Annotated in this window: 6 protein-coding genes and 1 tRNA gene; 3 read left to right on the forward strand and 4 right to left on the reverse strand. The window is 58.4% G+C overall.

Annotated features, from left to right (window positions below; all coding sequences use genetic code 11):
* On the reverse strand, positions 1–338 hold a 338-nt coding region (locus tag ABJK56_RS10670), incomplete at its 3' end, for a hypothetical protein (protein WP_347244656.1).
* On the reverse strand, positions 335–1,819 hold the full coding sequence (locus tag ABJK56_RS10675) for a hypothetical protein (protein WP_347244657.1): 1,485 nt from the start codon (positions 1,817–1,819) through the stop codon (positions 335–337). The genes ABJK56_RS10670 and ABJK56_RS10675, both read right to left, overlap by 4 nt.
* A gap of 97 nt (positions 1,820–1,916) precedes the next feature.
* Here ABJK56_RS10675 and ABJK56_RS10680 point away from each other — a divergent pair, with 97 nt between their 5' ends.
* From ABJK56_RS10680 to ABJK56_RS10690, 3 genes are read left to right on the forward strand one after another with little or no spacing between them, the layout of a single operon-like run.
* Complete coding sequence (locus ABJK56_RS10680) at positions 1,917–2,321, forward strand: hypothetical protein (RefSeq protein WP_347244658.1); 405 nt, start codon at positions 1,917–1,919, stop codon at positions 2,319–2,321.
* Positions 2,322–2,360: 39 nt separating this feature from the next.
* The gene (locus ABJK56_RS10685) at positions 2,361–2,771 is read left to right on the forward strand and encodes a hypothetical protein (protein ID WP_347244659.1); all 411 of its coding nucleotides are present in this window, start codon (positions 2,361–2,363) and stop codon (positions 2,769–2,771) included.
* Between the two features lie 41 nt (positions 2,772–2,812).
* Positions 2,813–3,343, forward strand: a complete 531-nt coding sequence (locus tag ABJK56_RS10690; protein ID WP_347244660.1) for a hypothetical protein — start codon at positions 2,813–2,815, stop codon at positions 3,341–3,343.
* 96 nt (positions 3,344–3,439) lie between these two features.
* Here the strand turns inward: ABJK56_RS10690 and ABJK56_RS10695 are convergent, their stop codons facing one another.
* On the reverse strand, positions 3,440–4,837 hold the full coding sequence (locus ABJK56_RS10695) for a hypothetical protein (RefSeq protein ID WP_347244661.1): 1,398 nt from the start codon (positions 4,835–4,837) through the stop codon (positions 3,440–3,442).
* Between the two features lie 41 nt (positions 4,838–4,878).
* Positions 4,879–4,949, reverse strand: a tRNA-Arg gene (locus ABJK56_RS10700).
* Positions 4,950–5,439: the final 490 nt, after the last annotated feature.

The following is a 5,439-nucleotide window of genomic DNA, read 5'->3' on the forward strand; positions in this document are numbered from 1 at the left end:
TTTACGAGGAGGTGGAGTCGGTGGGGGCTACCATCGGCGTCTCCGCCAGGATTCACGAGACTGGCTTCGGCATCCAGTGTTTGGCCGAAGACCTTCCCCGTATCCTGGATGTTCCGGCCGATGTCCTCCGCTATTCCACTTTCCCGCCCCATGAAGTGGACAAACTGTGGGGAAAAATCATCGCCGATCTGGAGGAGCGGGCCCACGACGCCCGCCGGATGGCGTCGCTCACCTTCCGGAAACCGGCCTACTTGCCCAGCCATCCCTACGGCCGCAGCGTGACCGTCTCCCCGCTGACGGCGGACACACCCCAATCCCACATCCAGCGCGACGTTCATCGTCCCCCCTCGTCGAGAGTGCCCGCGTCGCACATTCTTCCGAGGGTGTCCATAATTGCCATTTTGTCCCAATCCTCCGGCTGGTTTCGCCCGCTGACTCGCTCGAATGGATCATGGCATCGCTGTCCGACCGCGACCCACCAGGCAACCGGAGTGCCCAGCACGCGCTGGGTCAGAATCTCAAACAGGCGGGTCTGTTCCATACGGTTAGGGTAGGCTCCCACCTGGGCGCAGCCGGTTTCCGTCGCGATCACTCGCACGCGCATCGGAAAGCGGCCGTTTTCCCATTGTTGCAACACGTCCTGCAAAAACTGCAGGTCGTCGGTAATTTTATTCACCCCCTCATAAACCCGCTCTCCGCAAGGAGCATAGAGATGGGCAGAGTACGCAATGGTTCCCGGCCCGAACGTAACTCCGTAGTTGGCTCCTCGCAAAACTGTCTCGGGCACGGGGAGTTTAAAAAACGAATCCAGGCAGCCGCTCAGGTATTGCCGAATTTGCTCCCTGTTCCCCGTTCCCACGGGCGGGATCAGGATAGGTATACGGGGCTGGTCGGTATTGTAACCAAAACAGACGCCCCGGGCACAGGGGTACATGGTCACGTAATTTCCCGGGGGAGTATATGTCAGCCAAGAGAAACTGTTCGTGAGGGAGCATACCAGGTGCCCCAACAGGTAGTAGTCTCCCGTGAACTCCTTATACCCGTCTCCGTCCCGGTCCCGGAACTGAGGCTCATCTCCGATAACCAGAGGCTGTTCCCACTCATGTTCGAAGTCCACCTCGTTGTACAGTTGCACGTACACCGGATAACGTGCCATAAACTCTGCCACGCTGATATTGCTTCCTTGATAATAGACGTGCGCGTTCCTCCAGCAATCCTGCAGTTCGGGTAGGTACAGTTGTCCTGCCAGAGTATCCCCTTCGGCAGGCACGTATCGCCAGTCGGATGAGAGAGCAAGGCCGGGAGGAATGCCGTAATTCCCCCAGCACCATGGACCCAGGAACGGGTTGTGCGTCTGCGGGTTGTAGCATTGTGAGTTTAGGTACCACCCCGGCACCTTTATCGCAACACGCACAAATAACTGGGTGATGCCGTATTTGATGACCGCGGAGAAGAACTGTTGGGATATGCTCTTGCAACTCTCGCCACCCAGGTGCTGCCAGTAAACCACGAGGCAGTCCGTATGGCGTGCAATTCCTCGCACCACCTCATCCAGATCCCACCCCTCGCCGCCCGGGCCGATATAATTTAAGTGGTAGCACCCGCTTGCGCTTCCTGAAATTCTGTCCACGCCTGTTGTTCGGATTGTTTGCGCTCTGTAGTTCCGGTAGGTCTGGACGAGTTGCTGAAACTCCCCTTCCACGACCAGCGGAGGGGCATAATATCGCATACCGCTACCGATCGGGGCCCTCACCAGTCCCAGCAAAAGCAGGAAAATGAGTGCGATGACAGGTAAACGATCTGCTGTCCTTGCCGACATGTCGCAACTCCTTTCACGGATATTATATCAACCGCGTTGTGGTTCTGTGCCGTGTCGCAAGATGCAAAAAGTCACTGATTACAAATAGGAAGGTACGATGAATCTAACGGCCGCGCTGAAATTTCTGTTCCGGTGGATCAGGGGTGACCCCAGTATTTTCTTCCCGGGGGAAAAGGGGAGAATGGTAGAAGTGTGGGGTAAGTTGTACTACGCCTACTACCTGCCCGTGACAGAGCGGGGAGTAGAAGCGTTCCAGCGGGAAGCTATGGCGACAATCATCCAGCAGTTACAAGATGGTCGCCGTGCGTTTAATATGGTATACCTGATTGCAGACGGCACTCTCCATGGCGTGTTTTTGTTGGTATATGCTCCCCGCAAGTCCCGACCCCTTCCCCTGGAGGAATACGGCCTGAAACCCCTTTCCCCGGAGGAGTTCAACGAAATCATCCGGGATTTCCTGGGAATTAGACGACTTCCGGTTACCCTTGCCCGGAATTTGTAGTCGCAGGATCGCGGGTTGCGGGTCGCAGGAGGAGGAAGCATGAAACGCATGTTACGGATCGACGCAAGGGGGGCGGAAATCGCTGTGGCGTTCCGCTACCACCTCCCCCCCGAAAAACTGCACCTGGCTTTCTGCATGGTCCCCGTCCCATCCCGTATAGAGGTCTGGCGGGAAGGAGATGGGTGGCAAGCAGTGGTCACCTATACGATTCCCATTTCGCCCGGGATGCGGTCGTTGCACATCAAACGCCCCCGAGCAGTTCCCCCTCCCGAGATGCCGGAGCCAACCCCGCTCCCCGCAGGACAGCAGGAAGTCGCGATCGCGCGGGGAAACTGGCGACGGGTGGCATACAACTATGCCCTTGCCCTGTTGCCGCAGGTTGTTCTGGTGGTCATCCCTCCTAGGGGGGCAGAGAAGGGGAAGATCGGTTTTGTGCCGATGGACTTGTAACAGGTAAGCGGCGCCCTTGGTCGCAAAGTCGTAGGTCGCAAATGATCGTAGGGATTGACCTAGATGGAACGATTGTGGATTATGCCTGTCTCCAGCCGGTCGTACGCGTTCGTCCCGATCTGGCCGAGGTTCTCGGGGCGGTTGGGATAGAGATTGCTGGCCGCCCCGTAGCTGTCCTGAGTAACCAGGGCGGGCTACCTTGGGGGGTTCTGGGGGTTGCACGGGAAGACGGTCGCCCGTATCCAACCCCCGCGTACTTTCTCCGGCGATTGGGGATGGCCGTCCAGGCCTTGGAATCCCTGGGGGCCGTGGTAGAGAAGGTGGGAATATGTGTTTACCACCCCAAAGCCCCGCAGGAAGCTATCCTCAGGGCTGCGGAAGAAGTGGAAAAGGGGATTGAGGTTGGGAAAATCCAATGGTTGATCACGGCAGATCCCGACTATCGTAAGCCTCGCCCCGGTCTTCTGCTGTGGGCGGGGGTAGCAATGTATATTGGCGATGATGAGATAGTAGATGGGGGCGCCGCCGCTCTGGCGAGTGTCCCTTTTATTCGTGTCCCCAGATTTCTGTAAAGTAGGACAAAATGAACCTTGTCCTACATAAAAGATGGGCGCATTCCTCTGACAAAGGAATGCGCCCCAAAGTGGACAAACAGGCTGCATGCGCTCCTACTCATCCTCGATCGGGACGTGTAGTCCCTCCATCGCAGCAATAAACTCGAGGAAGTGTTCGGACCAGCCGCTGACCTCGGCAGTCCATACTCCATGATAGTTTATGCCCCGATCATGGGAACTCACGTCGATGATATAATTCGTCTTCCCGAACGGCTGGGGTATACGACGGGATGGATAATCGCAATCCTGGCTATCGGAGAATACAATGATCCGGTCCGGGTCTTCCCGCTCTTGTGCCCGGATGTATTCCAGGCACTGGCGGGTAAAAATTCCGCCGTGGCCGAGGCGCTCCGTGGCCTGCAAAATTGCATCGCGCAAGGCAAAACCCCGGCGAGGCGGCAAAAGAGCGGTCGCATGCTGTCGCAGCGAATCATTTCCTGCCGTCGCGTAGACGGCAATTCTTTCACATGCCTCCGCGGCCAGGATGGCCATGGCCGCGGCCGCGTCGAGGCGCGTAAATTCCCCCCCCGCACTTAGGGGAGTGTACATCGAGCCGGACACATCCACCACGAAGATGGTGTATCCGGGCAACCGGGGGAACCGGGCGAGACACTTGAACATCAGCGCCTCGATCTCCCGTTCCCATCGGGGAGCGTGCTGAGCTGCCGCGAGGAAATTGAGCGGCAGCAGCCACCGCGGGCTGATCGTCTCAAACCCACGGCGCATCACCTCGGGGTCCACGCCCGCCTCCTCCATGTTCCGGAGGTTCCTGAGAAATGCGAGGGCGCCGATGCGGCGCTCGAGGATCAACCGGGTGAATGTCTCTCGCGCGTCTGCCCCGGCCGACAGGGCCACTTCCCATGTGTCCGCTGGGGGCAGATTGTCATTGGCGATTTGCCGAAAAAGTTCCACCCGGTCGGGGGTAGGCTTGGGGTGGGTCAGGAACATCACGTCCCTGACGCGGATTGGGCCCTTTCGCCGGGCGTACTTCGAGAATTGATACAAGTCGAAATTCTCGAACGCCCGCGACAGGCCCTTTTTTACCTGGGCGGAGAGCGGACACCGCCCCTCATCCCAGTAGAGGGCCAGGAATTCCCACAACTCGTCGGGCCGCAGAATGATCTGTGGAAGGAGATCCGCGACGAGATGTTTGTGCGTGTCATACCGCGCCATCTCCCGCGCGAGGAGAAGCGGGACACGGCGCAATTTTTGTTTTCTCCTGGCCTCCACGGCAATTTGGAAGACCGTTTCTGGGGCTACCTGTGGGACGAGGCGACGGATATTTTCCATCACCGACGTCCCGTCCTGATACGCAATGTCCTCCCCCAGCAGGCAGGTCATCACCGCCCGCCGAAGGAGGGCCTCCGGCTCCTGCATCGCCGCGAAGGGGCCGTAGCCCCCGGCAAGCCGCGCGGAGGGATCAAATATCCCATCAGGCTGGTTGATTGGCATTTTTGCCCCCTTTCCCCATGGTTTGCTTAACTGGCTTTCAGTGCCCCCGGTGGGGCTTGAACCCACAGCCAGTGGCTTAGAAGGCCACTGCTCTTCCTTTGAGCTACGGGGGTCCACGGCGAGTTGCGGGGGTCCACGGTTTGCCCTCATTGTACCGCCCTAGGGAACACCTGGGGGGGCGGACTCGCTGGCAACGAAGTATCCCCCCCTATCACCACTAGGGCCACGTCGGGGAACAACCGGGAGGGGCTCGGCCAGACGAAGTATCCCTCCCTATCACCACCGAGGACGTCTGTAATGATACCACAAACCTCACGTTTTGTCAAGGGTTTGCCACCAGCCACCAGGGCAAAGATATCTCCTATGATTGGGCCCTGCCTTTTATGAGGAGATTGGTGGTGGAAGCCAACGGGGTGGCGATGCTATCATCAGTTCAACAAGCTGTATTGCGATGATCGCTCAGCGATGAGGCCTGCTGAGGGGACACGGAGGACGCGGGCTGAACCCAGCGGTCAGAGCCTTGCGGTTTCCCCGATAGGCGTTGGCGAACTCTCAGGGTTAGAACGACACGCCCTATCCATCACACGCATGGCATGATGCGC

Source organism: Thermogutta sp. (assembly GCF_039793925.1).
Lineage (GTDB): Bacteria > Planctomycetota > Planctomycetia > Pirellulales > Thermoguttaceae > Thermogutta.

Excerpts from the sequence above, each read along its gene's own strand:
- ABJK56_RS10675 (WP_347244657.1), bottom strand. The coding sequence starts at position 1,819 with ATGTCGGCAAGGACAGCAGATCGTTTACCTGTCATCGCACTCATTTTC.
- ABJK56_RS10680 (WP_347244658.1), top strand. The coding sequence starts at position 1,917 with ATGAATCTAACGGCCGCGCTGAAATTTCTGTTCCGGTGGATCAGGGGT.
- ABJK56_RS10685 (WP_347244659.1), top strand. The coding sequence starts at position 2,361 with ATGAAACGCATGTTACGGATCGACGCAAGGGGGGCGGAAATCGCTGTG.
- ABJK56_RS10690 (WP_347244660.1), top strand. The coding sequence starts at position 2,813 with ATGATCGTAGGGATTGACCTAGATGGAACGATTGTGGATTATGCCTGT.
- ABJK56_RS10695 (WP_347244661.1), bottom strand. The coding sequence starts at position 4,837 with ATGCCAATCAACCAGCCTGATGGGATATTTGATCCCTCCGCGCGGCTT.